Below are 24,945 nucleotides of genomic sequence, written 5' to 3'. Positions count from 1 at the left end.
CGGCCACAAGACGCCGCGCGACGCGATGCTCGACTGGTACCAGAAGAGCCCAGGACTCTTCCGTGCCGACCCACATAATCACCCGGGCCTTGACATCTACCGTCCCCCGAGCCAACTCCGCCGAACGCGCCGGTCCATGCCCGCAATGCAGTTGAAGCCCCGAACCGGATGCTCCAGCAGCCGGTGTCGGGGCTTTCCGCTTTCTGAGCGGCGGATCCATTCGCTCAACCAAGCCCGCTCACCCCACGAATCTCAGCCACCGCACGATCGTCGCGTGCCCTGCTGTTCGCCGTCGACGTCGCCGTTGCTGTTGCGCGGTGAAGTCTCACGGTGTTGTCGTGAGACTTCCCCCGTTGTCGCGGCGGATTCATCCGCTCAACGAATCCCTGCTCACCGCGCCGACCGTGAGACCCGCGAGAATTCCGATAATCGTCCAGAAACGAAACCCTTTTCCTTCCCCGCCCCGCACACTACCTATTGTGCAGCACGGCGCGCGCGGACCCTCCGCTGCGCAATCCGTGGCACTCCCCCCGCCCCGGACATCCCCGCTGAAACATCCAGAACCGGCGTGCGGTACATGGTGACAGGCGCGTCGCGCCGGTGTGACATCCACCGCCCATTCTTGGCACCGAAGTAGCACTTTCCGCGGACCAGAATCCCCCACCCGCGCCTGCCTTTGCCGGCGGCGCGCGGGCGCACCGGCCTGGCGGGCCGGCACTCCTGTGACCGGGAGCGTACGTGCGAGGAAACGGATCGGGCGGAGCGCTTCAGCGCGAGCTGGAGCACCGCATCAGGAACGGAAGATGTGTGTACTGCCGGGCCCCCGCGGCCCCGGACCGCCCCCTCACCCGGGAACACGTGATCCCCCAGGCGCGCGGGGGACGAAGGCGGGACGCCCGCATCATCGTTCCCGCCTGCGCCGACTGCAACCAGCGGCGGGGCTGCCAGGAAGTCGTTCTCTTTCTCCTCGCCCGTCCCGGGCGCATCCTGGCGTTTCTGGAATACCTCTCCACTCTCGATCAACCAACCGCCCGCCAGATTGACATCCGCGTGTTCGCGGAGGTCTACGCCGCCGTGTGGCTGCTGGCGGAAAGCTCCGCGGGCGACCAGCCGTGGCGCACGCAGCTGGACCGGCTGTGCGCCGGCCGGCGGCTGCACCGGCGGAGGTACGCCGCGCGCCGCATTGTCACGGCGGCGGCGGTGCGGCTGGAAAGGACGCGCGACCGCACCTGTCCCGAGGCGCCCAGCTGCCTGCTTCCCGCGACGCTGCAGGGGAGCGGCGGGCTGAACGGCGCCACCATCACGCGGGGGATGGCGGCGCTCATCGGCATGCTGGCGCTGGTGTGGGAGGCACCGGCCGAGCGCGTGCTGGAAGAACTGGAGCGCGAACGCCGCCGCTCGCACCGCGCTGAAGACGGCGATCACATGCAGTCCGTGGGCGAGGCGGATGATGACAAGGTCGTGTCGCTGGATGGATGGAAGCAGCGGCGCGGACGCCGCCGCCGGTTGCGCGTGGATCAGCGCGGCGGGCGATCATCCCGCCGTGGCGCCGCCTGATCGCGACCGGCACCACGATTGATCTTTTCACCTGATGGACGGAAAGGCCCCGGACGCCGCATTGGCGTCCGGGGCCTTTCTGTGCGGCGGCGGGATGAGGATGATCGGGTTGACTGTCTGTGTGACCAGCCATTCGTGCGTCCGGACGGTGTGGCCCTCACCCCGCGTGCTGCGCACGACGACCCTCTCCCACGAACGGATGTGGGAGAGGGAGCACACCCCAGTTCGGTGGGGGAATGGATTCGGGGCGCGTTCGCGGGCCTGCGTCCGGCGGTTGAAACCGCGCCTCGAAGAACACGAAGTCCGCCTGCGCGGACTGCGGCCGACGCGGTGTGTGTTCCTGATGCAGTTGAAGCCCCGAACGGCGCCTGTGGGCAACGTGTCGGGGGTTCCCGCTTCTGGAGCGGCGGATTCATTCGCTCAGGATACTGTCCGCGGTGCTAATTTCCGCCTCCCGCACTGAACCGTTCCTCTTCCCCCAACCCTCCCCCAGTCTTTTTTGGGGGAGGGTGGGCCGGTGGTGCCGGCCCGGGTGGGGGCCGCCCGCGAACTCCGCCTGTCGCGCCTGGTCCTTTGCAATCAGCGCATGGGGCCGTAGAAGTCGCGGCCGTATCCGCGGAACTCTTCGTCGTAGCGGCCGTAGGCCGCCTCGCGCTCCCACCCCATCGGCAGGCCGCCGCCGCGCATGGTGCTGGATCCACCGGTGGTGTTGTACGGACGCCAGTACCCCGTGCTGTCCACGATGCGCTGGTCGAAGTCGCCGCCGAACGCGTTGTGATTCTCGCGGTACTGATTGGGCTGGGGATTCACGTACTCGCGGTTGTACCGCTGCGTCACCCGGTTGTTGTACGTGGGATGCCCGCGGTACGGCGCATCGTAGCTCCCCGCGGCGCCGCTCATCCCTCCCCCGCCCATCCCGCCTCGCCCGCCGAAGTCCCGGTCGTACACGCGCATGTGCACGGGGCGGCGGCTGGCCGTCTGGCTGTATCCGCGCAGCCCGAAGTCGTATCCGCGCGGCCGCTGGCCCTGCATTCCGCGGTCGTATCCCCGGCCGAATCCCTTATCGTATCGCATCGGTTCTCCCCTGGTGTGCGTCCGCGTGCGCCATCCATCCCGCCCGCAACCGTCGGCAGCGGCACTTTGCAATCGACGTTCCGGCGCGCCACGGCATTCCGTTTGCCGCCCCGCCCGTCCCGCATCCACCCATCCACATCACCCGGGAATCGAACTGATGGCCTGCCCCACGATCACGCTGACGGGAATCACCACCGAAGTGTGGGACTGCTGCCGGCGCGAGGCGCGGCGCATGGGCGTGGCGTTTCCGGAGGGCGACGCCGGCGGCGTGCGCCATCCCGAAGCCGACGCCGACTTCGCCTGGGATTCCGTTTCCGCCACGCTGCAGGTGACGTTTACGCGCACGCCGTCGTATATCCGCTGCGAGATGCTGGAAGCTCGTCTGCGCGAAGGCGCGCGCATGTGCGGCGCCAAGTAGCGCCTTCATCCCCCGGATCACGCCAGCGGACGAACGTCGCCGAGCGACCTCGAGGGAGCCGCACTCTGCCTGGACGGACGTCGCACCGTCGCGGATCCCCCGTCACCATGGCATCGGCGCTGCGGCGGAAACGAGGTTCCCCGGCTGAAATCGTCCTCATCGGGGCGCTGGGAGGCACGAGATGCGGCACGCGAGTTGCTTTACGATGCAAAGCACTTGACATGCGGGCCCAAACGCTGCATCCTGTGATCACCATGGCAAACATCCACCCCATCCGGCCGCTCCCGCAGGAGCCCACTGACCCGAGCCTCGATCTGAGCGCGCGGGCCATGGACAACCTGCGCTTCATCCGCGAGACGATGGAGCGCGCGGGGAGCTTTACCGCGCTCAGCGGCTGGGGGCTGGTGGTGATCGGGGTGGCCGGGCTTCTGGCCAGCTGGCTTGCCGGGCGCCAGCACACCGCCGAAGACTGGGTGGCGCTGTGGATGGTTTCGGCCGTGGTCTGCGTGCTCATCGGCCTGCTGACCACCGCCATGAAGGCCCGCGGCGCCCGCATGGGGCTGCTGACCGGACCCGGCCGCAAGTTCGCGCTCAGCCTGGCGCCGCCCATGGTGGCCGGGGCGATTCTGACGGTGGTGCTGTACCGCGCCGGGCTCAGCACCGGCCTGCCCGGTCTGTGGCTCATGCTGTACGGCGCGGGGATCATCACCGCGGGCGCGTTTTCGGTGCGCGCGGTGCCGCTGATGGGCGTCTTCTTCATGATTGCGGGGACGGTGGCGCTGTTCTCTCCCGCGTCGTGGGGCAACATGTGGATGGCGGCCGGCTTTGGCGGGCTGCACATCGTCTTTGGCACCCTGATCGCCCGGAGGCACGGTGGGTGACGCCAAGCGGGCCCAGACGCCCGCCACTTCGTCCGTTCTGCGCAGCGTGGCCGGCGCGGCCGACGACACCGCCGCCGAGCTCGACCGGCTCATCCACGAGCGCGTGCGCCTGGGCATCGTGAGCGCGCTTGCGGTAAACGCGTCCATGTCGTTCAACGAGCTCAAGACCATGCTGGGGCTTACGGACGGCAACCTGAGCGTGCACGCCCGCAAGCTGGAAGAAGCCGGCTACGTGGACTGCGCCAAGAGCTTCGAGGGGCGCACGCCCCGCACCGAATTCAGCCTGACCGATTCCGGCCGCCGCGCGCTGGAAGCGTACCTGAACCACATGGAAGCGCTGATCCAGGCCGTCCGTGATCGCTGACCGTCCCTTTTTTTACCCGCGAGCTTTACGATGCAAAGAACTCTGCAAATTCACCGCTCCGCCGGGCTGCACGTGGCGCTGATCATGGACGGCAACGGCCGCTGGGCCAACGCGCGTGGCTGGCCGCGGCTGGCCGGCCACCGCGAAGGCGCAAAGACGGTTCGCACCATCGTAGAGGCCGCGCCGGGGCTGGGAATCGGCACGCTGACGCTGTACGCCTTCAGCAGCGACAACTGGGGCCGCCCGTCGCGCGAGGTCGCCGGGCTGATGCGGCTGTTCCGCTCGTACCTGGCCGCCGAGGCGCAGCGCTGCGTGGAGAACGGCGTGCGCATGCGCATCATCGGGCGGCGCGACCGGCTGCCGGAGGTGCTGGTGCGGCAGATTGACGCCGCGGAATCCGCCACGGAGCATGGCAGAAAGCTTACGCTGCGCATTGCGCTGGACTACTCCGCGCGCGACACGCTGATGCGCGCCGCCGCCACCCTTTCCGCCACGGGCGCGCCCACCCGCGAGGAGTTCGCCGCCGCGATGGCCGGCGCCATGGGCGAGCAGGCGCCCGCGCCGGACGTGGACCTGCTGGTGCGCACCGGCGGCGAGCAGCGGCTGAGCGACTTTCTGCTCTGGGAAAGCGCGTACGCGGAACTGTACTTCACCCCGCTCGCCTGGCCGGACTTCAGCCCCGCCGCGCTGGGCCAGGCGGTGGACTGGTTCCACGGCCGCGAACGGCGCTTCGGACGATTGAAGGAATCCGCCTGAGCGGATCATCCTGACGGGACCGGAAGAGGCCGGTTGCCCGTTCCGCGATGACGGGAACGGGCCGACGCTCCTCATCCACAGATACCCGGCGGATCCACACGCCGCTACTGAAACGACAATCCATGGCGGAAACCCGCGTTTCCGCCGACATCCACCCGAAAGGACGCGACCCAGATGACCACGATGGAGATGGCCGGCGACGCCGAGCCCCGTCCCGAAGCACGCTTCGGGCTCACCGCCAGGACGCGCACCGGCCTTGCCATTACCGGCGTGGCCGTGACGGTCGGCGTCGCGGGCGACCTGCTGCTGCGCGCCTCGCCGTGGGGGATCAGCCTGCCGCTGTGGACCGCACTGCTGGTGGCGGCAATCGTGGGGCTGCAGCGCTGGACGGAGGCGGACGACGCGGCGGTGGGGTGGATTCCGCTCATCCTGGGCGCGGCGTCGCTGGCCGCGTGGCGCGACTCGCCCACGCTCAAGGCGCTCAGCATCACCGCCGTCCTCGTCATTCTGGCGCTGGCGATGATGCGCGCGCGCGGCGGCAGCGTGCGCCTGGCCGGGCTGGCGCACCACGCGCTGGGCATCGCCACCTCCGCGGGGGACGCCGCCATCGGCGCCGTGCGGCTGCTGTCGGGAGACGTGAACTGGAGCGAACTGCGCGCACGGAGCGGATCGGGCACCACCGTGGCGGTTTCCGTACTGCGCGGCGCGGGGCTGGCCGTTCCGCTGCTGCTGCTGTTCGGCGCGCTCCTTGTTTCGGCGGACGCGCGCTTCGAGAGCCTGCTGGGCGGATTGTTCCAGATGGACACCCCGGCGCTCATCCTTCACCTGCTGTTCAGCGCGCTGGTGGCGTGGATCGCGGGCGGCGTGCTGCGCACCATGACGCTCGGCGGCGGACAGCCGGGGCCGGAGATCGCCCGCCCCGCGTCGCTTTCCCTGGGCATCGTGGAAACCGCGACGGCGCTGGGGCTGCTGAACCTGCTCTTTCTGGCCTTTGTCATCGTCCAGCTTCCCTACTTCTTCGGCGGCGCGGCGCTCATTCAGGCGCCCGGCTCGGCCACGTTCAGCGACTACGCGCGGCGCGGCTTCTTTGAACTGGTGACGGTGGCCGGGCTGGTGCTTCCCATGCTGCTGGCCGCGGAGTGGCTGGTGCGGCGGGAAACGGCGGCGCATCATCGCGTTTTCCGCCTGGTCGCGGGCGCGCAGGTGGCGCTGCTCTTTGTGATGATGGGAAGCGGCGTGCACCGCATGCGGCTGTACTGGGGCGCGTACGGCCTTACGGAACTGCGCGTGTACACGATGGCCTTCATGCTGTGGCTGGGCGTGGTGGCGGGATGGTTCGCCTGGACGGTGCTGCGCGGACAGCGGCAGCGCTTTGCCTGGGGCGCGCTGGTGGCGGCATTCGACATGGTGGCGCTTCTGCACCTGGCCAACCCGGACGCGCTGATCGTGCGCGTGAACGCCAGCCGGCCGGACGCCGCGCTGCGCTTTGACGGCGCCTATGCCGCCACGCTGAGCGCGGACGCGGTTCCGCAGCTGCTGGCGGCCATGCCCGCCATGAGCGCCGGCGCGCGCTGCCGCGCCGCGGAGGGCCTGCTGGCACGGTGGAGCGAGGGAACGGGCGACTGGCGCAGCTGGAGCCTGGCCCGCGCCCGCGCCGGCCGCGCCATGCAGGCCAACACCAGGCGCCTGGAGACGATGAGCTGCCCGGAGCCGGCGCCCGTTCCGCAGGCCGCCCCCGCCGCGTTCGGCACCGCGCCTCCCGCCATCGCCGCGCCCCGCGTGGACACGACGACGGCCAGCCCGCCCGCCGTGATCGGCCCGCCGGCGGCCGTGGTGGATCCGGCCGCGGCGCGGATCGACTCAGTGGAGGCAGCTACACCGGTGCAGGCGCCCGCGCGGGCGAGCGGAAGCACGGAGTACGGATATGGGAGCCGCCGGTGAGCGCGCCCCGGTACGCGCCCGCCGCGCACCAGGCCGTCCCGCCGGAGATCCGCCCGTCGTCGCTGGCGCTGGTGCCGCTCCCGGCCAGGCGCCCGCCGCCCCCCGTCCCCGCGCCGGGTGACGGACCGCCCGCGTCGTGGGTGTTGCACACGATGGGCTACGTGGGGCTGTTCATCGTCCTGGCCGGGAGTTTCCTGGATGGGTGGGACCGGGGCGCCAGTGCCTCGCTGTACGTTCTCGGCGGGATGTTCGTCACCCTCGCCGGGGTGGCCGTCCTTGTTCACACGCTGGTCCGGCCCACGGAGCGCAAGTACCGGCAGCTTCTGCTGGCCGTGGGCGCGCTGGCGGCCACCCTGTACGCCGTGGTGCCCATCACCCGCGCGGCCGGCGAGATCCGCGCGGGGGGTCAGGCGGCCGCGCTGCAGCAGGTGGCGGATGAGGTGGTGCGCTTTGGACGGCTGCGGGAGTGGGGACAGGGGTACGCGAGCGAGCATCTGGTCATCGACGGGTACCGCCGGGGCTCGCTGCCGGACGTCCTGACCTCCGACACGGATTCGCTGGGGCGCACGGTGGACGCGGTGCTGCTGGCGAAGGGAGCCAGTCGGGAAGAGTTTGACGCGCTGGTCGATCACCTGGAGCGGGCCGGCGTGCAGATGATGGTCATGGCGGGCGGGGGCGTGGCGCTTCGCACGGACGGATACAACGACATCCTGTTCTACCTGCCGCCCGGGCGCGCGCGGCGGCCCGCGGAGCCCATCCTGGGCTACGCGGACTGGGGGAGCACTCCGCTGGGCGGCGGCTGGTACCAGCTCACAAGGGACAGCGGGGAACGATGAACGAAAGCGGCGCCGCCCCGGAATCCGGAGCGGCGCCGCTTTTCATCCACCGAAAACCCGGTCAGAAGCGCCAGGAAACGCCGGCGCGCAGCAGCAGCAGGTTGTTGGTGCTGTAATCCACGTTGAACGTGGTGTTGTCGCCGGTGATGTCGCTGGCCAGCTCGCTCTGGCGCAGGCGAAGGCGGTCGCGGTCCACGAAGGTGATGTAGTCTTCCACGCCGAACGACAGCCCCACGCCGTGCGAATTGAGCATGGTGACCGCGTCCACGCCCAGGTTGAGGGCGAACTCGCGCGAGGTGAAGTTGACGTTCTCGCCGAAGCCCTCGATGTCCGGGTAGCTCATCCACACCACCGCCGGCGCCACGGTCACGAAGGCGGCCGGGTGATAGCGGCGCTGGTCGGGGATGGGGTCCGGCAGGCGGTACTGGATGCCGGCCTTCAGAAAGGTGACGTCCGGGCCGTCCAGCACGTATCCGCCGTCCTCGCCGTCGTTGAACGTTACCTCGTCCTGGTCCCCCGGCGAGTAGCCGATGGAGGCGACGGCGTTCACCGGGCCAAAGACGCGCGCCTCGCCGTTGAGGCCCACGGCCACGCCGCCGCCCCGCGACGTGCGCACGTTGTACGTGGTGACGGCGTCGGTGCCCACGGCGGCCACGTCGTTGAAGCCGGTGGGCACGCGGTAGCCCACCCACGGCGTCAGGCTGAAGCGGGCGGGGGGCACCAGGTCCGGATGGGGCTGCGACTCCAGCCCCACCGTCTGCTGGGCGGCGGCCACGGCCGGCAGCGCCAGCGCGCCGGCGAGAACGAGCACACCGAAACGCATCGGTTTTCTCCTGATCGGGTCGCGAAGAAGGGGGGAAAGCGGGGCTTCTTCGGAGGGGAAATCGGGTGATTGGCCGGCAAAGATAGTACGGCGCGGACGCTTGCGGAATACTGGCGCGCGTCAGGCGCCGTCAGGGCGGAACACTGCATCCGTGGAGCGGAGCAGACGCAGATCGGCCTCCGTGACCACCGTGGGCTCCACCGGCAGCCGCGCGACGTTGAACCGCTCGATCAGCCGCGACGGATGCAGCCGTTCCCCCGGCTCCGCCAGCCCGCAGGTGGAGGCCAGCCAGCCGGCGACGGCATCGGCCGGCACGCCCGCATCGCGCAGTTCGCCCAGGGATACGGCGCCGTGCCGCTTGGCCAGCCGCTCGCCGTCCGGCCCCAGCATCAGGGGGACGTGCAGAAAGCGCGGCTCGGGCAGCTCCAGCGCGCGGTACAGCAGAATCTGCCGGGCGGTGGATGAAAGAAGGTCCGCGCCGCGCACCACGTCGGTGATCCTCATGGCCGCGTCGTCCACCACGACGGCGAGCTGGTACGCGGCCACGCCGTCCTTGCGGCGCACCACGAAATCGCCTTCGTCCGCGGGATCGAACGCGCACGGCCCCAGCAGCTCGTCCGTGAACGGGATGGGGCCGGAGGGCGCCGCCACGCGCAGCGCGAACTGCGAGCGCCCGAAGTCCGTGAGCGAGCCCGGGCCGGCCTGCACGCGGCGGTCGCGGCAGGTGCCGGGGTAGCGCGGCCCTTCCTCCCCCACGTGCGGGGCGCTAGCCGCCCCGGCGATGTCGCGGCGCGAGCAGGTGCAAGCGAACAGCATTCCCATCTCCGCCAGGCGGCGCAGGGCGGCCTCGTACAGCGGCTGCCGCTGCGACTGCACGTAGGGCGCATGGGGGCCGCCCACGTCGGGGCCTTCGTCCCAGTCCAGCCCCAGCCAGTGCAGTTCATCCAGCTGGCGCTCCATGTACCCCGGCCGCACCCGCCCGAAGTCCAGGTCCTCCACGCGCATGACGAACCGGCCTCCCGCCGCGCGCGCGTGCAGCCACGCCAGCAGCGCGGATCGCGCGTTGCCGACGTGCAGGGCACCGGTGGGGCTGGGGGCGAAGCGGCCGCGGGTCATGGGAGAGGGGAAGTGCGTGAGTGCGTGAGTGCGTGAGTGCGTGAGTGCGTGAGTGCGTGAGTGCGTGAGTGCGTGAGTGCGTGAGTGCGTGAGTGCGTGAGTGCGTGAGTAGGGAACGTACGTGAGTACGAGAGTACGGAAAGACGGGTGATGGACAGGATACGGCGATGGAGGGGCGGAAGCCAATGGCGGCGCGTCGGGCGGAGTTCGCGGGCGGCCCCCACCCGGGCCGGCACCACCGGCCCACCCTCCCCCAAAAAAGACTGGGGGAGGGTTGTTCGCGGCGGCGGGTTCGGTGCGGATAGCGAAGTTGAGCGCGGCGGTGAGTATCTGGAGCGAATGAATCCGCCGCTCAAACTGCGGGAACCCCCGACACCGGCCGCTGGCGCGTCTGGTTCGGGGCTTCAACTGCATCGGGAACAACACCACGGCAGACCGCGCTGCGAGCCGAACCGATCCCAGCGCCGAATGGCTCCCCCTCTCCCGCGGAGCGGATGGAGGGGGTTGAGGGGAGGGGGCCCTCTCCGAACGCGCGTCAAACGGCTGATCCATGCGGAGTTGCAGTTCTCCCCTCTCCGTGCGGCAGTTTGCACGGGGAGGGGCCGGGGGAGGGGCCCGCGAGGCGTTGGACGCGAACAGCCTTTCCGGAGCACACCGACACTGGGGTGTGCTCCCTCTCCCACATCCGTTCGTGGGAGAGGGTCGTCGTGCGCAGCACGCGGGGTGAGGGCCACACCGTCCGCCGCGCCACAACCCCGCAGACCACCCCCATCCCCATCCTCATCCCATTCTATCCCATCGAAAAAGCCTCCCCCGCACGCGGAAGAGGCTTCTCGTCGTCCAACCCTGTCACGCCGCGGATCAGAGCCCCAGCATGCGGTCCACGCGGGCCTCCAGCGACGGCTTGGTGGCGCCGGACAGCGCGCTCTCCAGCAGGTCCGCCAGCTCCTCGCCAAAGTCCGCCGGATGGCGGCGGCTGATGCGCACCAGCGGCGCAAACGCAAGCAGAATCGTGCGCGGCGCCTCGTCGTCATCCGCCTCGCCCGCGTCGTCCTTCCACCCGTCCGCCCGCCAGCCCTCGGCGCCCGGCTTCCACGGCTCGGTCTCGCCTTCCTCCGACTCCACCTCTTCCGGCACCATGCCGTCGGGAAGCTCGTCCACCGGAATGCTGAGCCCCACCATCGCCTGGATCTCCTGCGCGGGATCCTCCGGCTCCTCGGCCATCAGCCCCAGACGCACCGGACCCGTAATGACCTGGTGCAGGATGTTCACCGTTTCCGGCGGCAGAAAGGCGCGGAACGAAGGTGTCTCGTTCAGGCCGGAAAAGAAGGCCATGGGAATGAGCCCCGAATCGGGCGCCACCAGCCCCTCGGCCTCCACTTCCTTCATCTGCAGATCGACGGGTTCTTCCCGGAGGTACACATGCATGATCAGCCCCTAACGCGTTGTGCCGCAACACCCGCCCGCGCGGCGGTGCCCGGCCTTTGCAGTCCTTTCCACGGCTTCGCCTTGGTACACTCCATCCACCGCAGGTTCCCACCCCCGATTCCCGCGCGGGATTTCGTTATCCGCCAGCCGCGTGCATCCGTATCCAACGTCCACCACCCCGCCCCGCTGACAGCGGAACACCCGGTCCGCCACCCCGCGTCCATCCTTCCCGCTCCCGGATAGCGCCGGCCGAACTGTGCTCCGCCCGCGGCCTCCCTCCGCCGCACCTGAACGGCTCGGCGCACCGCCGGGTTTCGGCGATGACCGATTCGTCGTGCCCGCGCGAACCGCGCCGGAAAGACGGACGCGCCGCGCACACGGGGGTCACCTGTTACGCCAGCGCGCGGCAACCTCCGCGTTTTTCGCGACCCACACGCTTCCCGCCGCGGAGATACGAATGCAGATGCGGGCCCGGATGCAGGCGTCCGGTCGGCGGTCCGGGATTTGCCCGCCCGCCAGACGATCGTACCGTGGGATCTTTCCATCCTCCACACCCCGCGACCGGGCCATGATCCCGGAACCGGGGGTCTCGCCGTCGCGCTGGCGGCGGGAACGGGGAGGATGGACGGAGGTGGACGAAGCCGGGGCGCATCGTCCATCCCGAGCCCGGGGACTCTGAGGAGCGGCGCCGCGTGAGCGAACCCATGCTGAACATCCTCCTGGTGGAGGACGACGAGGTGGACGTGATGAACGTCCGCCGCGCGTTTCAGAAGAACAACATCCGCAACCCGCTGTGGGTGGCCGGAAACGGTCTGGAAGCGCTGGAAACGCTTCGCGGCTCCGACATGCCGCGCGAGCGCCGCCTGGTGCTGCTGGACCTGAACATGCCGCGGATGAACGGCATCGAGTTCCTGCGCGCCCTGCGCGAGGACGAGGAGCTGCGCCCCACGCCGGTAGTGGTGCTCACCACGTCGGCGGACGAGCGCGACCGCGTGGACGCGTACAACCTGAACGTCGCGGGATACATTCTCAAGCCCGTCACCTTCGTCAGCTTCGTGGAGACGATGGCGACCCTCAACAAGTACTGGACGCTGGTCGAGTACCCCTGACCGTGGCCGCTCCCGACTCGTACCGCATCCTGGTCGTCGACGACGACGCGCTGGACCGCATGGCCGTTCGCCGGGCCCTGCGCGCCGCCGGCGTGGACGCGCACGTGGACGAGGCGCGCGACGCGCCCGCCGGGCTGCGCGCCCTGCGCGAGGGACGGTACGACTGCGTGCTGCTGGATTACCAGCTTCCCGGCGGCGACGGCCTTTCGGTGCTGCGCTCCGCGCGCGAGGCGGGCATCGACACGCCGGTGGTGATGCTGACCGGCCACGGCGACCAGGAAACGGCGGTGGAGCTCATGAAGTCCGGCGCCGCCGACTTCGTGTCCAAGGCCGCCATCACCCCCGAGCGGCTGGCGCAGGGCATTCGCCACGCGGTGCGCGTGCACCGCGCGGAGGAGCAGGCCCGCCGCGCCGAGTCCGCCCTGCGCGAAAGCGAGGAGCGGTTCCGCAGCGCGTTCGAGGACGGCGCGGTGGGCACGGCGCTGGTGGCGGTGGACGGCCGCTTTCTGCGCGTGAACACGGCGCTGGCCCGCATGCTGGGCTGGTCGGTGGATGAACTGCTGCAGCGCCGCTTTGCCGACGTGTCGCACCCGGACGGCCTGGCGGAAGACGAAGCGCGGATGGCGCGGGCGCTGGGCGGAGAGGTGCGCTCGTACCAGAGCGAAAAGCGCTACGTGGCGCGAGACGGCCGCGCCGTGCCCACGCTGGAAAGCGTGTCGCTGGTGCGCGGCGGCGACGGCGAGCCGCTGTACTTCGTCACCCAGGTGCAGGACCTGACCGACCAGGAGGAAGCCCGCGCCGCGCTGCAGGAAAGCGAGGCGCGGCTGCGGCGCATCTCCGAATCGGGGATGGTGGGCATGCTGTTCTGGCAGGTGGACGGCGGCATCACCTCGGCCAACGAGACGTTTCTGCGGATGGCGGGATACAGCGCCGAGGACCTGGCCGCCGGTCGGGTGAACTGGGTGACCATGACCCCGCCGGAGTGGCTGGAGGCTGACCGCGCCGCGCTGGCGCAGCTGGCCGGCCACGGCGTGGCCGAGGCGTACGAAAAGGAGTTCGTGCGCCCGGACGGCAGCCGCATTCCCGTGCTGGTTTCCGCCGCCACGTTCGAGCAGACGGCCGAGCAGGGCGTGACGCTGGTGCTGGACATGACGCAGCGCAAGCGGATGGAGCAGGAGCGCGAGGCGGCCCTGGCGTCGCGCAGCCGCTTCTACGCCGCCATGAGCCACGAGCTGCGCACCCCCATCAACGCCATTCTGGGCTACAACGACCTGCTCCTGTCCGGCGTGTACGGCGACATGTCGGAGGTGCAGAGTTCGGGGGTGGAGCGGTCGCAGCGGGCCGCGCGGCACCTGCTGGATCTGGTGAACGACGTGCTCGACATCTCCAAGCTGGAAGCCGGCAAGATGGAGATCACCCCCGAGCCGGCCTCCATTCCCGAGCTGGTGCGCGACCTGTTCGCCACGGTGCGGCCGCTGGCGGCGGACAGCGGCAGCGCGCTGCACCTGCAGACCGAGGACGCGGACCCGCCCATTCTGACCGACCCGCGGCGGGTGCGGCAGATTCTGCTGAACCTGCTGAGCAACGCCATCAAGTTCGGGCGCGCGCGCCCGGTGTCGGTCTGCGTGCGCGGCGCGGCGGACGGCGGGATCACGGTGGAGGTCGCGGACCAGGGCGAGGGGATTCCCGCGGACCACCTGGAGCGCGTGTTCGAGGAGTTCGTGCAGCTTCCGGACGCCAACCTGGGCGGAACGGGGCTGGGGCTTCCCATTTCCCGCCGGTTGGCGGCCATGCTGGGCGGGCGGCTGGAGGCGGAGTCCGTCGTGGGCACGGGAAGCGTGTTCCGCCTGGTGCTGCCGCCCACGATTCCCGCCGCCACGCTGGACGTTGTCACCCTGGTCTGACCCGCCGTTTCTGCATCTTTTTTCATCCAGCCGCTTGGCGCCATTCGGGGATCGTACGGTCCGAACGCGCGCGAACCTTGCAGCCACGCCCCCCGCGCCGGCCCCGATGGACTGGCGGCGGGGGACGTTGTTCACCTAGGATGAGGAGCAATGACGATGCGGATGAAGAGCCTGGGACTGCGGGCCGCGCTGATGGTGGCGCTCGCCTTCTCCACGACGGGATGCCTGGCCGCCGCGGCGGCCGCGGGCGCCGGCGCGGCGATCGGCTACTCGGAGCGCGGCGCCAAGTCCGACGTGGGCGCGCCGGTGGCCACGGTGGTCGCCAACTCGCGCGCGGTGCTGCGGGTGATGGGCTTTACGCTGGGCTCCGGGAGCGAAGGCAACAACACCACCGTGGTGGGCACCAGGGGCGACATGCGCGTCACGGTGGACATCGAGAGCGAGGACAACGGCGCCTCGTCCGAAGTCTACGTCTTTGCGCGCGAAGGCAACCTGGACTGGGACCGCGACCTGTCGCGCGACATTCTCGGGCGGATCATGGCGCGCCGGTAGTTCCGCGCGGCAAGCGATCAGAAGCAGACGGCCGGCGGACGCAGCAGTCCGCCGGCCGTCTCGTGTTCAGGCGGGTTTCGTGGGCGGTTCGCCTTCTGCGGGTGAGGACGATCTTCAGCCTGTCCGCGCGGAAGATCAGGCGTGCTCACCGGCGGGAAGGATCAGGGGCGCCGAACCAATCTCCACCATTCGCCGTCTGCGTGGAAGGGACACCGCGCCGCGCGGAGATGCGGACACGCGGGAAGAAGCAATCGGGAGATCGACGGAACCGTGATGCTCGTAACCGTCGTTCTCTGCGCCTCTGCTGCTCTGCGTGAGGCATTTGCACAGCCCGCTCTCGCGCAGCATTTTCGCATCCACCACGCATTCGGGAGATGACGATGATGGAGCTTGAGCCGGTGGTGCTGCAAGGCGCGCACGTGCGCCTGGTGCCCATGACGATGGAGCACGTTCCCGCGCTGTGGGAGGCGGGAAACGATCCGGATCTGTGGCAGTTCACGCTGACGCAGAACCACTCGGAAGACGACATGCGGCGCTACGTGGAGGCCGCGCTCCGACTGCAGCAGCAGGGGACGGCGCTGCCGTTCGTCACCACGGAGGCGGCAACGGGACGGGTGATCGGCAGCACGCGCTTTGGCAACGTGGACACGTGGAGCCGGCGCGTGGAGATCGGGTGGACGTGGATCGCCGCGCCGTGGCAGCGCTCGCCCATCAACACCGAAGCCAAGTTCCTGATGCTGCGCCACGCGTTCGAGACGCTGGGCTGCATTCGCGTGGAGCTCAAGACCAGCGCGTTGAACCAGAAGTCGCGCCGTGCCATTGCCCGCATCGGCGGCCGGGAGGAAGGCATCTTGCGGAAGCACGCCGTCAGCGAGGACGGGCGCATCCGCGACACGGTCTACTTCGGCATCGTGGACGACGAGTGGCCCGACGTCTGCGCGCGCCTGCTGGCCATGATGGCCGAACCCCGCTCCTGACCGGCGGTTCGCCGCCCGCACGATCTCCATCCACAGAGCCCCATGAACCTGCGTCGCTTCCCCGCCCTGCTGGCCGCGGCCGCCCTGGGCGCGTGCGCTCCCGCCCTGGCGTCCGGCCCCGCGCCGGCCACCCGGGCCGAGGACCCGCGCGCCGCCGTCGCCGCGGCAGTGGATTCCATCTTCAACGACACGCTGTTCGCGCCCGCGCAGTGGGGCGTGCTGGTGCGGTCGGTGGAAACGGGCGAAACGGTCTACTCGCGCAACGCCGACAAGCTGTTCGTCCCCGCCAGCAACATGAAGATCGTCACCGCGGCGGCGGCGCTGGAGACGCTGGGCCCGGACTACCGCTACCGGACACGGGTGGCCGCCTCCGGCCCGGTGCGCGGCGGCGTGCTGCAGGGCGACCTGGTCGTCCAAGGCAGCGGCGATCCCACGATCTCGGAGCGCTTTGCCGGCGACGTGCGGACCGTGTTTCGCGCCTGGGCCGATTCGCTGCGCGCGCACGGCGTCACGCGCATCACCGGCGCGGTCATCGGGGATGACGACCGGTTCGATGACCTGCAGTTCGGCCGCGGCTGGGCATGGGACGACGTGCAGGATTCGTATTCCGCCGAGATCGGCGCGCTGGAACTGAACGAGGGCTTCGTGACCGTGCGCGTGCAGCCCCGCGCCGGGGCGGCGCCCGTCGTCACCCTGCGCCCGGCGACCTCCTCCATCCCGGTGTCCATCACCGCCACGACGGGTGCCGCGGACGCGCCCTCCACGCTGCGCATCAGCCGCGGCGCGCGGGGAGACATCCTGGTCAGTGGCGCGATCCCGGCGGACACGGCGTTCATCCAGCAGGAAGTTTCCGTCATCAACAACACCGCGCAGTTCGCGGCCGTGCTGCGCGACGCGCTGCAGGAGTCGGGGATCACTGTCGGGGGTGCGGCGGTGGACGCGGACGATCTGCCGCGCGGCGCGCGCGGCGCCACGACGGACCTGTTCACGCACACGTCCGTGCCCCTGCGCGAGATTCTGCCCGGCTTTCTGAAGCCGAGCCAGAACCAGATCGGCGAACTGCTGCTCAAGACGATGGGTGCGGAACTGCGCGGCGCAGGCACGGCGGACGCGGGGATCGCCGTCGTCGACAGCGTGACACGCGCGTGGGGCCTGCCGCGCCGGTTGCTGTCGCAGGCGGACGGAAGCGGACTGTCGCGGTACAACCTGGTCGCGCCGTCGTTTCTGATCGCCGTGCTGGACCACGAGCGCCGCGGACCCAACGCGGCCGTCTTCCGCGACGCGCTCCCGGTGGCCGGCGTGGACGGGACGCTGGCGGCGCGGATGCGTGGCACGCCGCTGCAGGGGAACGTGCACGCCAAGACGGGCACGCTGGGTGGTGTGCGCTCGCTTTCCGGCTACTTCACCACCGCCGCGGGCGAGCCGATGATGTTCAGCATGATCGTGAACAACCACACGTTGAGCGCGCGCGACGCGGACCGCCTGGCCGAAGCGGCACTTCTGCGTTTCCACAGGCTTCCGCGCGCGCCCAGCCGCTGAGAACTGCCGTTTCACACGGAGGGCACGGAGGGGACACGGAGGGCACGGAGGAACAGCAACGGATCGGGATCACGCAGAGCAGCAGAGAAGCAGAGAACAGATATAAAGCATTGTTGATGTTGTTCTTTGCTTTCCCTCTGCTGCTCTGCTCCTCTGCGTGAGGTTCTTCTTTTCCTCCGTGCCCTCCGTGCATCCTCCGTGACCTCCGTGTGAAACGGCAGTTCTGCACAGCATGGGATCGAGAACGGAAAACGGCCGGAGCCCGCATGAGGCTCCGGCCGTTCTGATATGATTACTGCAGGATCGATTCAGCGCGGGCGCCGCTCGTCCGGGTTGGGCCCGCGCGGATCGTGGCCCGGCGCACCCGGAGGCGGAGGCGGCGTGCGCGGCTGCACCGGCATCCGGCCGATTCCCTGCGACGCCATCAGCGCCTGCTCGGCGCGCTGCACCCGCTGGCTCAGCCGGCCCACCAGAATGCGCGTGGCGCGCAGGTCGTGGTTGCTCTCGATCAGCATCAGCCCCATGTCGGCCGCGCCCCACAGCAGCCCGGCGAACACGATCAGCCGCGTGGCCTCCACCAGCAGCCGCGGAACGGCCGCGCTCCCTTGGGTGGTGATCCCCATCACGATTTCCGCGATCAGCAGCAGAAGCAGCAGCAGGCTCAGGATCTTGAAGAGCCGCGCGATGTACCGCAGCCCCGCGTGCGGCTCCAGATCCTCGTCGCGCACGTCCATCTCCGGCGCCACGTACGTGCTGCTCGTGCGCGGTTCATCCCGCCGCTCCGCCCGGAGCTCCGTGTCCCGTCCGTCGTCCGCCACCGTGTGCTCCTCGGCTTCGTGGGTTTTCTACAGGCGTGCGCGTCCGCCTACCACCGCGCGCGAAAGCCCCGGGTGTCGATGTGCACCATGCCCTGGTGCCCGCCCGTGGGAGGATAGTAGTGCATGCCGCCGACCAGATTCGGATACTTGGCCTCTACCCGGTCCACCGCCGCGCCGATCACGCGTGCGTCGGCCAGGTTGATGCTTCCGTCGCCGTTCAGGTCGTCCATGATGTTGTTGTTGTCGTTGTCGATGGCGATGTCCATGGCGTCGCCGTACATGTGCCGCGACAGCTTGCCCCGCCCCACCGTATTGCCGCCGCCCGCGTTGTAGCTGGGCGTGCGGAATCCGCTGACGGCAAAGATGTTCGTTACCGGGTGCCCCATGGCCTGCAGCTCCTGGATCACCAGCTCCACCTTGTCCAGCACGCGCGGCTGCACCGCCACGTACTTGGGCCACACGTTTTCCTGGCCCTTGGTGATGAAGTCCTTGAGCTGGATGTGCTCCGAAAGCCACAGGTCGCGGTTCTCCGGCGTCACCTGAATGAGCCCCGCCGGCGGCCGGTACACTTCCTTGGGCGCGCCACCCTGCTCGTACGGCCAATTGCCGATGTTGTAGCTGCCGATGCGTCCGTTCTTCTTGTCCGAGAGCGGCACCAGCGTAATGACGTGCACGTCCGAGGCGGGTCGCACGGCGTCGCGCACCTGCAGCACCAAGTTCCAGATGCCGGACTGCGTGGGCGTGCCGCTGGCGGGAATGCGCTGGCCTTCCTCGTTCTGCAGCACGATCCGCGCGTCCGCGGGAAGGCTGTCGGCCCCCGCGGGAAGGTCCACCTGCTCGCCCGGCTTTACGATGTCGACCTTTAGGGCGCCGCTCTGCCCGCCAGCCTGCTCCTCGTAGTCGGACTCGAACGACTGGACAAAGGCATCCACCAGGAACGCCGGCTCCGGCGCCGTTTCGGCGTTCAGCGGGCTGCGCATGAGCTCGGTGCTCAGGCGCGCCACGGCGGGCTGGTTGGGGTTCAGGTACTCGCGTGGCGCAAAGCCGAGGGTGTACACCCACCCGGCCAGGAACACGGCCACCAGCAGGCCGGCCACACCATTGAAGATCCGTTCTTTCCGGGGGTCCAGCCCCGAGCGCTCCCAGCGGGAGTAGGGCTCGGTCCAGAGCGGAAAGAGAAATTCGTCCCGTGCGTATTCCATAGGCCGCGCCGGTTCTTCATCATCCGTGCCGCGCGCCGGTGTGCCTGGGCGCCCGGCCTTGAGCGGATGACCGTTTGCAAGCTCCCGGCCAGATGCGCTGTGCATCCAGGGAGAAGCAGAACGGACGTTTCACGTGGAACGTTCGCGGAGCAGGGGCGGAACAACATTCATCACGCAGAGCAGCAGAGACGCAGAGAACAGATAAAAGTGTTGTTGATGTTGTTCTCTGCTCTTCCTCCGCTGCTCTGCTGCTCTGCGTGATCCCAATCCGTTGCTGTTCCTCCATGAAGAGACCGAATGCGCCGGATGCTGATCCGCGGCCAGAGATAAGGGATGCCACGCCTGCGCAGGGTGACCCGTACGTGGAAGTCATCGAATGAGGCGATGAGCTCGCGCGGGCCCGTCCACTCCAGCCCGGTGAGCAGAAACGTGTTGTACGCGACCCCTACCGTGCGCCGGGAGAGCAGGCGCAGATCGGGGCTCACCAGCGCGAACACGGTCGCCTCCTCGAACGGGCAATCGTAATCCGACACCAGCAGGTATCCGTCATCCACCGCGAACTGGTGCAGCAGCACGTAGCCGGGGATGAAGAGCTCCGTCGGCTGGCCGTCCACGAGCACACGGGTGCGCAGCGGCCAGTCCTTGTACTCGCCGGCGTGCTGCTCGAGCGAGAATCGGTCGATGGGGATCATCGGGCGGTTCAGGTGGATCGCGGGTGGCGGCTTGTGAGTGCGCTGGTTACGATGTACAACCTGCGCCCAAGGTGAGGCGCGCGTAACCCGTCACCCGGAATCCGCCTCATGTCGAACACCGCCCACGACCACTACTACAACTCGCACGATCTGCCTCGCTTTGGCGAAATCGGCAAGGACGCGCCGCACCTGGCCGACAAGTTCTTTGCCTGGTACAACGCCGTCTTTGCCGAGGGCGCCCTCACCGAGCGCGAAAAATCGCTGATTGCGCTGGCCGTGGCGCACGCCGTCCAGTGCCCGTACTGCATTGACGCGTACTCGTCAGACTGCCTGCAGAAGGGCGCCGACACCGAGCAGATGACGGAGGCCGTGCACGTAGCGGCGGCCATCCGCGGCGGCGCCTCGCTGGTGCACGGCATCCAGATGCGGAATCATACGGACAAGCTGGGGATGTAGCGTCGGCGTGCCCGTGGCTGGCGGAAAGAATGATGATCGCCGTTCCGTTCGCGCCAGCTCCGGGCACCGCTCCCGCCCCGCCGGGTACTTGAACCCGGCACCGCCGTTCCGCCGTGTGTACCCGAGCCTGAAATCCTGATGTCCCGCGTACTTCCGACGCTGCAGAAGCGCGCCTCCACCCTGTCGTCCACGCGCGAACAGCGCGGAATGCTGGGGCGCGTGCCCGTGGCGTTCACCTTTGAGTCGGCGCTGCAGGATGCGGGGCTGTACCCGCTGCGGCCCACGGGAATCGACATCTTTCAGATCAACGTGGGCCGCAAGTGCAACCAGACCTGCCGCCACTGCCACGTGGACGCCGGCCCGGACCGCACCGAGATGATGTCCGACGCGGTGATGGACCGGTGTCTGGAAGTGATTGAGTCGACGGACATCCCCACCGTCGACATCACGGGCGGCGCGCCGGAGCTGCACAAGCGGTGGCGCGAGCTCGTCATCCGCTCGCGCGCGGCGGGAAAGAAGGTGATGGACCGCTGCAACCTCACCATCACGCTTCTTCCCAACTACGCGTACCTGCCGGAGTTCTTTGCCGAACACGCGGTGCACGTCGTCGCTTCTCTTCCGCACTACCGGCCCAAGGGCACGGATGCGCAGCGCGGCGATGGCGTCTTTGGTGAGTCCATCCAGGCACTGCAGCGGCTGAACGCGCTGGGCTACGGCGACCCGTCCACCGGGCTGGAGCTGGACCTGGTCACCAATCCCGTGGGCACCTTTCTGCCGGGCAACCAGGCCGGGCTGGAGGCGGAGTGGAAGCGGCAGATGGAGCGGCTGTACGGCATCCGCTTCAACCGGCTGTATACCATCACCAACATGCCCATCAGCCGCTACCTGGATTTTCTGGAGGAAAGCGGCAAGCTGAACGAGTACATGGAGCGGCTGGTGACGGCTTTCAACCCGGTGGCGGCGGCGGGCGTCATGTGCCGCAACACGCTATCCGTGGGTTGGGAAGGCACGTTGTACGACTGCGACTTCAACCAGATGCTGGACCTGCCGGTGGACCCGCGCGGCCCGCGCACCATCTTCGACTTCGATCTGGACGCGCTGTCCCGCCGCGAGATCATCCTTGGCCCGCACTGCTTCGGCTGCACCGCCGGCGCCGGCTCAAGCTGCGGCGGCGCAACGGCCTAGACGGCAATCGCGGCAGATGGATGACAAAGGCCACGGAGAGCAATGCGCTCCTCCGTGGCCTTTGTGCTTTCCCGGTGCCACGTTCACCGGGCGGCTGGATCCGACGGTTTCGCCCTCCAGAAAACGACACGGGATCCCGTTACAAAGGAAAGTGGATCCCGAACCGGACACCCTTGGACAGAGTGCGATTCACGTTGGCAGCTGGTGCTCTTTGCGCCATCCCGCGACGGCCAAGATGGACGATGAAGTGAACGCATAACCCTATATTCCGTCTGCATATGGCACGCGCGGTGCACAGGAGAGGCGCCGTGCCAGCCAACCGGATCACGCCGCAATCCCGCGGACTGACGGCGAGGCTGGCTGAGAAGAGAGGGAGCGGTCCCGGGCAGTCCGGGCTTTCCCGACCAACCTGCAGACGAGGGAACCACCATGCAGAAAATCAAGCTGAACCTGGACAACCTCACGGTTGACAGCTTTGAGACGGCTGACGTGCGCAACGGGCGTGGCACCGTGATGGGCAACGAGCAGCCCACCGTGAACGGGCAGAAGTGCGGATCGGCGTTCGACGCCTGCAACACCGGGCTGTGCACCGGCGACTGCGGCGAAACGTACAGCCCGGACGCCTGTCCCACGTACTACCCGGAGTACTGCGTCTCGGCCGACGACGCGTGTCCCAGCGGCCGCGGCTGCACCGAGATCAACTGCTGATCCATGGGCAGGCAGATTGTACCGAGCCGGGCCGTCCTCAGGGGCGGCCCGGCTCGCTTTGATCGTTGAGGGTACCGCAAAAACGGCGCTTCCGGCAACGGGACGCATCCATCCGGATGCGCCGGCAGCGCGGCAGGTGGCGGCCCGTGCCCCCGGGATACGAGCCTCTTCCCGGCTCTGGCGGGTTCTGGTTGAGCAATGGGGCCGGAACCACGGCCAGCCCATCCGCTCCGCTTCGATGATGACCCGCGTCCCGAAGTTCTGCGCAGTCGCCAAAGGAGAGAATCGGATGCGCGGCGTCATCCATGCTTGTGCTGTCCCGCTGGCGGCAAACACGGCCTTGGCCCAGCCGGCCAGGCATCCGATTGCCCGCGCCGCGCGAAAATGCCGTACGCCACTTCCGCTGTCCAGATCGCGCCGGCCGCATTACGGCTGCTCGCAGAAATCGCGCGTCTGGGGCGGCTTGTGGATGATCCGCATCTCCCGACAGGAACGTGCGTTCCACCACGATTGCGCCACATCGCGGACTGATGCGAGTGCGCCACTTGACCCGTCGTTTCGCGTCCACTTTCTTCCGTGTGCGTCACGTACCGCGCCCCGGTCCATCCGGCTGGCCGCACTCCACAAACTTCACGTGGCCACCATGCCGCTCTCCACCGCGATCCCGGAACCGCCCGTGCCCGAAGTCGTCCCGTCTTCGCCCGAACAGCTGCTGCAGGAGCGCTTCGGCCTTCCTGGCTTTCGCCCCGGCCAGCGCGAGGTGATTGACTGCCTCATGGAAAGCGGCGGCGCCCTGGCCGTATTTCCCACAGGCGGCGGCAAATCGCTCTGCTACCAGCTCCCCGCGCTGATGCTGGAAGGCGTGACCGTCGTGGTTTCCCCGCTGATCGCGCTGATGAAGGACCAGATCGACTACCTGCGCGGGCGCGGCATCGAGGCCGCGCGGCTGGACAGTTCGCTCACCCGCGAAGAGGCCGCGGCGGTAGAGCGCGGGCTGCGAACGGGAACGTTGCGCATTCTGTACGTGGCGCCGGAGCGCTTCAACAACGAGCGCTTTCTGGATCAGCTGGGCCGCGCGCGCATTTCGCTGTTCGCCGTGGATGAGGCGCACTGCATCTCGCAGTGGGGCCACAACTTCCGCCCCGATTACCTGAAGCTGGCGGAAACCTCGCGCGCCATCGGCGTGGAGCGGGTGCTGGCGCTCACCGCCACGGCGACGCCGGCCGTGGTGGAAGACATCTGCGCCACCTTCAACATCGACCGCGCGTGCGCCGTGGTCACGGGCTTCCACCGCCCCAACCTGTTCCTGTCCACCGTGCCCACCGCCGCCAACCGGCGCGACGGCGTGCTGCGGGAGCGCATCAAGGAGCGGCGTCCCGGCGCGGGAATCGTGTACGTGACGCTGCAGAAGACGGCGGAGCGCGTGGCCAAGCTGCTGGCGGATTCCGGCGTTCCCGCGCAGGCGTACCACGCGGGAATGGAGACGGACGACCGCACGCGCGTGCAGGAGTGGTGGAAGGGCTCGGACGACGCCATGGTGGTGGCCACCATCGCCTTCGGAATGGGGATCGACAAGGCGGACGTGCGCTACGTCTACCACTACAACCTGCCCAAGGGGCTGGAAAGCTACAGCCAGGAAATCGGCCGCGCGGGGCGCGACGGCATGCCCAGCACCGTGGAGATGCTGGGGAGCCTGGAAGACGTGTCGACGCTGGAAAACTTCGTGTACGGCGACACGCCGGACCGCGAGGCGCTGCACGGCCTGGTCAGCGAGCTGGCGGCCAGCGACGCGACATTCGACGTGGCGCCGCGCACGCTCAGCAATCGCCACGACCTGCGCGAGCTGGTGCTGCGGACGGCGCTCACGTATCTGGAACTGATGGGCGTGGTAAAGCAGGGAACGCCGTTCTACGCCGGCTACCGCATCAAGCCGCACGTTCCGCTGCCCGAACTGATCGGGCGGTTCAACGGAGAGCGCGCGGCGTTCGTGGAGGGGATCTTCAAGCGGGCCAAGTTCGGCCGCAGCTGGTACACGCTGGACCTGGACGGGGCCGACCCGGACCAGCGCAGCCGCATCATCCGCGCGCTGGAATACTTTGGCGAGCAGCAGCTTGCGGAGGTGTCCGTCACCGACCTGCGCCTGCGCTTTCACAAGCTGGTGGCCCGGCCGGACGCCAATGCGCTGGCCGACACGCTGTACGAGCAGTTCGTCCGCCGCGAGCAGGCCGAAGTGGAGCGCATTGGCGACATGGCGCGGCTGGTGACCTACGACGGCTGCCAGACCAACGTGCTGCTCAGCTACTTCGGCGAGTCGCCCGCGCAACCGTGCGGGCACTGCACCTGGTGCACTACGCACCAGCCCACGGCCTTTCCCCCGCACGCGCACGCGCCCGACATCGGCGCGCGGGTGGATGCGGCAGCGCTCCAGAAGCTGGTGCGCGACCATCCGCAAGCGCTGGCCACGCCGCGGCGCCGGGCGCGCCTGCTGTGCGGCCTTCCCAGTCCCGGGCTGACGGCCGCGAAGCTGACGCGCAACCCGCTCTTTGCCTCGCTGGAGGACGTGCGCTTTCCCGACGTGCTCGCCTGGTGCGAGCGCTCCGACTGACGGG

General features: G+C 69.1%; 23 protein-coding genes. 16 read left to right on the top strand and 7 right to left on the bottom strand.

The genetic code is table 11. The features are described 5' to 3' along the window. Nucleotides 1–738: 738 nt before the first annotated feature. On the top strand, nt 739–1,557 hold the full coding sequence (locus tag HNQ61_RS14335) for an HNH endonuclease (RefSeq protein ID WP_170034073.1): 819 nt from the start codon (nt 739–741) through the stop codon (nt 1,555–1,557). Between the two features lie 579 nt (nt 1,558–2,136). Here the strand turns inward: HNQ61_RS14335 and HNQ61_RS14330 are convergent. Continuing rightward, nucleotides 2,137–2,631 carry a hypothetical protein gene (locus HNQ61_RS14330; protein WP_170034071.1) on the bottom strand — a complete coding sequence of 165 codons (495 nt, stop codon included), beginning with the start codon at nt 2,629–2,631 and terminating at the stop codon, nt 2,137–2,139. Nucleotides 2,632–2,788: 157 nt separating this feature from the next. Between HNQ61_RS14330 and HNQ61_RS14325 the strand changes: the two genes are divergently transcribed. The 6 genes from HNQ61_RS14325 to HNQ61_RS14300 all read left to right on the top strand — a co-directional run bounded on the left by HNQ61_RS14325 (nt 2,789) and on the right by HNQ61_RS14300 (nt 7,827). Continuing rightward, the gene (locus tag HNQ61_RS14325; RefSeq protein ID WP_170034069.1) at nt 2,789–3,049 is read left to right on the top strand and encodes a hypothetical protein; all 261 of its coding nucleotides are present in this window, start codon (nt 2,789–2,791) and stop codon (nt 3,047–3,049) included. A 254-nt stretch (nt 3,050–3,303) separates the two neighbouring features. Then, nucleotides 3,304–3,930 (top strand): hypothetical protein, encoded by a 627-nt coding sequence (locus HNQ61_RS14320; RefSeq protein WP_205761390.1) that lies wholly within the window; start codon nt 3,304–3,306, stop codon nt 3,928–3,930. A gap of 37 nt (nt 3,931–3,967) precedes the next feature. Beyond that, entirely contained in the window at nt 3,968–4,294 is a 327-nt protein-coding gene (locus tag HNQ61_RS14315) for a winged helix-turn-helix domain-containing protein (protein WP_170035925.1), read from the top strand. Between the two features lie 30 nt (nt 4,295–4,324). Next, nucleotides 4,325–5,050, top strand: coding sequence for a di-trans,poly-cis-decaprenylcistransferase (locus HNQ61_RS14310; RefSeq protein ID WP_170034067.1), 726 nt, complete (start codon nt 4,325–4,327; stop codon nt 5,048–5,050). Between the two features lie 174 nt (nt 5,051–5,224). Beyond that, nucleotides 5,225–6,991, top strand: coding sequence for a DUF4153 domain-containing protein (locus HNQ61_RS14305; RefSeq protein WP_170034065.1), 1,767 nt, complete (start codon nt 5,225–5,227; stop codon nt 6,989–6,991). Beyond that, complete coding sequence (locus tag HNQ61_RS14300; protein WP_170034063.1) at nt 6,988–7,827, top strand: hypothetical protein; 840 nt, start codon at nt 6,988–6,990, stop codon at nt 7,825–7,827. The genes HNQ61_RS14305 and HNQ61_RS14300 overlap by 4 nt, the downstream gene beginning before the upstream one ends. 61 nt (nt 7,828–7,888) lie before the next feature. Here the strand turns inward: HNQ61_RS14300 and HNQ61_RS14295 are convergent, their stop codons facing one another. The 3 genes from HNQ61_RS14295 to HNQ61_RS14285 all read right to left on the bottom strand — a co-directional run bounded on the left by HNQ61_RS14295 (nt 7,889) and on the right by HNQ61_RS14285 (nt 11,194). After that, on the bottom strand, nt 7,889–8,650 hold the full coding sequence (locus tag HNQ61_RS14295; RefSeq protein WP_170034061.1) for a hypothetical protein: 762 nt from the start codon (nt 8,648–8,650) through the stop codon (nt 7,889–7,891). Between the two features lie 120 nt (nt 8,651–8,770). Continuing rightward, nucleotides 8,771–9,766, bottom strand: a complete 996-nt coding sequence (gene gluQRS / locus HNQ61_RS14290; protein WP_170034059.1) for a tRNA glutamyl-Q(34) synthetase GluQRS — start codon at nt 9,764–9,766, stop codon at nt 8,771–8,773. A gap of 861 nt (nt 9,767–10,627) precedes the next feature. Next, nucleotides 10,628–11,194 carry a hypothetical protein gene (locus tag HNQ61_RS14285; protein ID WP_170034057.1) on the bottom strand — a complete coding sequence of 189 codons (567 nt, stop codon included), beginning with the start codon at nt 11,192–11,194 and terminating at the stop codon, nt 10,628–10,630. 704 nt (nt 11,195–11,898) lie between these two features. Between HNQ61_RS14285 and HNQ61_RS14280 the strand changes: the two genes are divergently transcribed. The 5 genes from HNQ61_RS14280 to dacB all read left to right on the top strand — a co-directional run bounded on the left by HNQ61_RS14280 (nt 11,899) and on the right by dacB (nt 17,275). Continuing rightward, nucleotides 11,899–12,303, top strand: coding sequence for a response regulator (locus HNQ61_RS14280; RefSeq protein WP_170035924.1), 405 nt, complete (start codon nt 11,899–11,901; stop codon nt 12,301–12,303). A 2-nt stretch (nt 12,304–12,305) separates the two neighbouring features. Next, a complete protein-coding gene (locus HNQ61_RS14275; RefSeq protein WP_170034055.1) occupies nt 12,306–14,207 on the top strand; it encodes a PAS domain S-box protein in 1,902 nt (633 codons plus the stop codon). A gap of 150 nt (nt 14,208–14,357) precedes the next feature. Further along, nucleotides 14,358–14,759 carry a DUF3568 family protein gene (locus tag HNQ61_RS14270; protein WP_170034053.1) on the top strand — a complete coding sequence of 134 codons (402 nt, stop codon included), beginning with the start codon at nt 14,358–14,360 and terminating at the stop codon, nt 14,757–14,759. A 380-nt stretch (nt 14,760–15,139) separates the two neighbouring features. Further along, nucleotides 15,140–15,736 (top strand): GNAT family N-acetyltransferase, encoded by a 597-nt coding sequence (locus tag HNQ61_RS14265; protein WP_205761387.1) that lies wholly within the window; start codon nt 15,140–15,142, stop codon nt 15,734–15,736. Nucleotides 15,737–15,778: 42 nt separating this feature from the next. Further along, on the top strand, nt 15,779–17,275 hold the full coding sequence (gene dacB, locus HNQ61_RS14260) for a D-alanyl-D-alanine carboxypeptidase/D-alanyl-D-alanine endopeptidase (RefSeq protein WP_170034051.1): 1,497 nt from the start codon (nt 15,779–15,781) through the stop codon (nt 17,273–17,275). Nucleotides 17,276–17,583: 308 nt separating this feature from the next. Here dacB and HNQ61_RS14255 read toward each other — a convergent pair whose 3' ends face one another. From HNQ61_RS14255 to HNQ61_RS14245, 3 genes are all read right to left on the bottom strand, one after another. Then, complete coding sequence (locus tag HNQ61_RS14255; protein WP_170034049.1) at nt 17,584–18,093, bottom strand: hypothetical protein; 510 nt, start codon at nt 18,091–18,093, stop codon at nt 17,584–17,586. A 47-nt stretch (nt 18,094–18,140) separates the two neighbouring features. After that, nucleotides 18,141–19,295, bottom strand: a complete 1,155-nt coding sequence (locus HNQ61_RS14250) for a M15 family metallopeptidase domain-containing protein (protein WP_170034047.1) — start codon at nt 19,293–19,295, stop codon at nt 18,141–18,143. Nucleotides 19,296–19,465: 170 nt separating this feature from the next. Beyond that, nucleotides 19,466–19,987, bottom strand: a complete 522-nt coding sequence (locus HNQ61_RS14245) for a hypothetical protein (RefSeq protein WP_183685672.1) — start codon at nt 19,985–19,987, stop codon at nt 19,466–19,468. 108 nt (nt 19,988–20,095) lie between these two features. Here HNQ61_RS14245 and HNQ61_RS14240 point away from each other — a divergent pair, with 108 nt between their 5' ends. The 4 genes from HNQ61_RS14240 (at nt 20,096) to HNQ61_RS14225 (ending at nt 24,941) form a co-directional block, all read left to right on the top strand. Continuing rightward, on the top strand, nt 20,096–20,443 hold the full coding sequence (locus tag HNQ61_RS14240) for an arsenosugar biosynthesis-associated peroxidase-like protein (protein WP_170034045.1): 348 nt from the start codon (nt 20,096–20,098) through the stop codon (nt 20,441–20,443). 138 nt (nt 20,444–20,581) lie between these two features. Further along, on the top strand, nt 20,582–21,628 hold the full coding sequence (gene arsS / locus HNQ61_RS14235) for an arsenosugar biosynthesis radical SAM (seleno)protein ArsS (protein WP_170034043.1): 1,047 nt from the start codon (nt 20,582–20,584) through the stop codon (nt 21,626–21,628). A gap of 429 nt (nt 21,629–22,057) precedes the next feature. Beyond that, nucleotides 22,058–22,336, top strand: a complete 279-nt coding sequence (locus HNQ61_RS14230) for a pinensin family lanthipeptide (RefSeq protein ID WP_170034041.1) — start codon at nt 22,058–22,060, stop codon at nt 22,334–22,336. A gap of 676 nt (nt 22,337–23,012) precedes the next feature. Next, the gene (locus tag HNQ61_RS14225; protein ID WP_205761385.1) at nt 23,013–24,941 is read left to right on the top strand and encodes a RecQ family ATP-dependent DNA helicase; all 1,929 of its coding nucleotides are present in this window, start codon (nt 23,013–23,015) and stop codon (nt 24,939–24,941) included. The last annotated feature ends 4 nt before the right edge of the window (nt 24,942–24,945 follow it).

The sequence above is a fragment of the Longimicrobium terrae genome, from assembly GCF_014202995.1.
GTDB classification, from domain to species: Bacteria; Gemmatimonadota; Gemmatimonadetes; order Longimicrobiales; family Longimicrobiaceae; genus Longimicrobium; species Longimicrobium terrae.
The sequence above is the reverse complement of the archived record's forward strand: the minus strand, read 5'-3'. Positions and strand labels throughout refer to the sequence as shown.

What these genes read in the sequence shown, in the direction of transcription:
- HNQ61_RS14240 (WP_170034045.1), top strand. Translation starts at nt 20,096, where the DNA reads ATGTCGAACACCGCCCACGACCACTACTACAACTCGCACGATCTGCCT.
- HNQ61_RS14305 (WP_170034065.1), top strand. Translation starts at nt 5,225, where the DNA reads ATGACCACGATGGAGATGGCCGGCGACGCCGAGCCCCGTCCCGAAGCA.
- HNQ61_RS14230 (WP_170034041.1), top strand. Translation starts at nt 22,058, where the DNA reads ATGCAGAAAATCAAGCTGAACCTGGACAACCTCACGGTTGACAGCTTT.
- HNQ61_RS14320 (WP_205761390.1), top strand. Translation starts at nt 3,304, where the DNA reads ATGGCAAACATCCACCCCATCCGGCCGCTCCCGCAGGAGCCCACTGAC.
- HNQ61_RS14295 (WP_170034061.1), bottom strand. Translation starts at nt 8,650, where the DNA reads ATGCGTTTCGGTGTGCTCGTTCTCGCCGGCGCGCTGGCGCTGCCGGCC.
- HNQ61_RS14245 (WP_183685672.1), bottom strand. Translation starts at nt 19,987, where the DNA reads ATGATCCCCATCGACCGATTCTCGCTCGAGCAGCACGCCGGCGAGTAC.
- HNQ61_RS14325 (WP_170034069.1), top strand. Translation starts at nt 2,789, where the DNA reads ATGGCCTGCCCCACGATCACGCTGACGGGAATCACCACCGAAGTGTGG.
- HNQ61_RS14250 (WP_170034047.1), bottom strand. Translation starts at nt 19,295, where the DNA reads ATGGAATACGCACGGGACGAATTTCTCTTTCCGCTCTGGACCGAGCCC.
- HNQ61_RS14280 (WP_170035924.1), top strand. Translation starts at nt 11,899, where the DNA reads ATGCTGAACATCCTCCTGGTGGAGGACGACGAGGTGGACGTGATGAAC.
- HNQ61_RS14265 (WP_205761387.1), top strand. Translation starts at nt 15,140, where the DNA reads ATGATGGAGCTTGAGCCGGTGGTGCTGCAAGGCGCGCACGTGCGCCTG.
- arsS (WP_170034043.1), top strand. Translation starts at nt 20,582, where the DNA reads ATGTCCCGCGTACTTCCGACGCTGCAGAAGCGCGCCTCCACCCTGTCG.
- HNQ61_RS14330 (WP_170034071.1), bottom strand. Translation starts at nt 2,631, where the DNA reads ATGCGATACGATAAGGGATTCGGCCGGGGATACGACCGCGGAATGCAG.
- HNQ61_RS14310 (WP_170034067.1), top strand. Translation starts at nt 4,325, where the DNA reads ATGCAAAGAACTCTGCAAATTCACCGCTCCGCCGGGCTGCACGTGGCG.
- gluQRS (WP_170034059.1), bottom strand. Translation starts at nt 9,766, where the DNA reads ATGACCCGCGGCCGCTTCGCCCCCAGCCCCACCGGTGCCCTGCACGTC.
- HNQ61_RS14270 (WP_170034053.1), top strand. Translation starts at nt 14,358, where the DNA reads ATGACGATGCGGATGAAGAGCCTGGGACTGCGGGCCGCGCTGATGGTG.
- dacB (WP_170034051.1), top strand. Translation starts at nt 15,779, where the DNA reads ATGAACCTGCGTCGCTTCCCCGCCCTGCTGGCCGCGGCCGCCCTGGGC.
- HNQ61_RS14285 (WP_170034057.1), bottom strand. Translation starts at nt 11,194, where the DNA reads ATGCATGTGTACCTCCGGGAAGAACCCGTCGATCTGCAGATGAAGGAA.